The 1,525-nt window shown below is 73.0% G+C and carries 1 protein-coding gene; it reads left to right on the top strand.

Going from position 1 to position 1,525, the window contains the following annotated elements; all coding sequences use genetic code 11:
* Positions 1 to 257 precede the first annotated feature (257 nt).
* Positions 258 to 1,058, top strand: a complete 801-nt coding sequence (locus A3IC_RS0115450) for an enoyl-CoA hydratase/isomerase family protein (RefSeq protein WP_020550947.1) — start codon at positions 258 to 260, stop codon at positions 1,056 to 1,058.
* Positions 1,059 to 1,525 lie beyond the last annotated feature (467 nt).

Raw genomic sequence — 1,525 nt, 5'->3', positions numbered from 1 at the left:
CGCCGCTCTCCGCGCTTCGCGCGTCGATCACGAGGTCTCGGCCGGGTCGGGGGCGCTGACGCGCCGGGACGCGGCCGAACTCGGCGGCTCCGGGGAAGGCCGACTCCTCACCGCAGCCGGCGCACCCACCGCCGGGCCGCCATGCCGGGGCCGGTGGTGGCTGTGAGACTCGACGGGGGAGCGGGTGGGTGCGGGTCGGGGTGTGGTGGCCCGTAGCGTGACCCGGGATGTGGGTCGGTGGAGGAAAGGGCGGCGGGATGGATACCGGAGTCGACGGGCTTGTGGTCAAGGTCGAGGGTGGGGTCGCGACGCTGCGCATCGATCGGCCGCAGGCTCGGGGAGCGCTGACCGCTGCGATGTGGGGGGCGTTGCCGGGGATTCTGGCGGCGTTGGAGGCCGATCGCGATGTGAGCGTGCTGGTGCTGACCGGTAGCGGTGGGGTGTTCTCGGCAGGGGCCGACATCCGCGAGTTGCGGGGACACTATGCGACGGCCGAGGCGGCGGACGCCTATCACTCGCTGAACTCGGCGGCGGAGCAGGCGTTGGCGGCGTTCGGCAAGCCGACGATCGCGTATGTGCAGGGTCCGTGTGTGGGCGGCGGGTGCCAGTTGGCCGCGGCGTGCGACCTGCGCTTCGCGGATACGACGGCGCGGTTCGGGGTGACGCCGGCCAAGCTCGGGATCGTCTACGACGCGGGGTCCACCGCACGGCTGGCTCGACTGGTGGGCGTGTCGATGGCCAAGTATCTCTTGTTCTCGGCCGAACTGATCGATGCGGCACATGCGTTGCGGGTCGGCCTCGTGGACGACGTGTTCGATCCGACCGAGGCCGACGAACGGGTCTACGCCTTCGCCGACACGATCGCGTCCCGCTCGCAGTTGACGATCCGAGCCGCCAAGGACCTGCTGGCCGCGGACACTTCGGCGGCCTCCGAGCCCGCGCGTCTCGCGGCCTGGCGTGCCCGATGGGAGACCGAGTCCCGCAACTCGGCCGACGTCCGGGAGGGCCTGGCCGCCTTCACCGAACGCCGCACCCCCCGCTTCGCTTGGCGCGGTTGACATGCTCGTGGCCACATGGCCCTGATGGGTCCAGGCGACTGGGGTTCAGGGGCTGCGGTGGCGAGGTTGGTGGCTCGGGGTGTGTACCCACCCGCTCCACCCGTTGCGTTCGGTGCGGAGGCTGGGGTTTTACAGGCGCCGAGGGGCCCGATTTGGCCCCGCGGCCCCCGGCATGGCGGCCCGGCGGTGGGTGCATTGGCTGCGGTGAGGTGTCGGGCTTCCCCCAGGCCGCCGAGCCCTGCCGCGTCCCCCGCACGGTAGCCTCCGGGAGCGGTCCGACCCGCGACCGAGGTGACCCGCTCACGCCTCGCAGTGGCCCCGGCATGGCGGCCCGGTGGTGGGTGCGTCGGCTGCGGTGAGGAGTCGGGCTTCCCCCGGAGCCGCCGAGTTCGGCCGCGTCCCGGCGCGTCAGCGCCCCCGACCCGGCCGAGACCTCGTGATCGACGCGCGAAGCGCGGAGAGCGGCG

This window comes from Embleya scabrispora DSM 41855 (assembly GCF_000372745.1).
Lineage (GTDB): Bacteria > Actinomycetota > Actinomycetes > Streptomycetales > Streptomycetaceae > Embleya > Embleya scabrispora.
The sequence above is the reverse complement of the archived record's forward strand: the minus strand, read 5'-3'. Positions and strand labels throughout refer to the sequence as shown.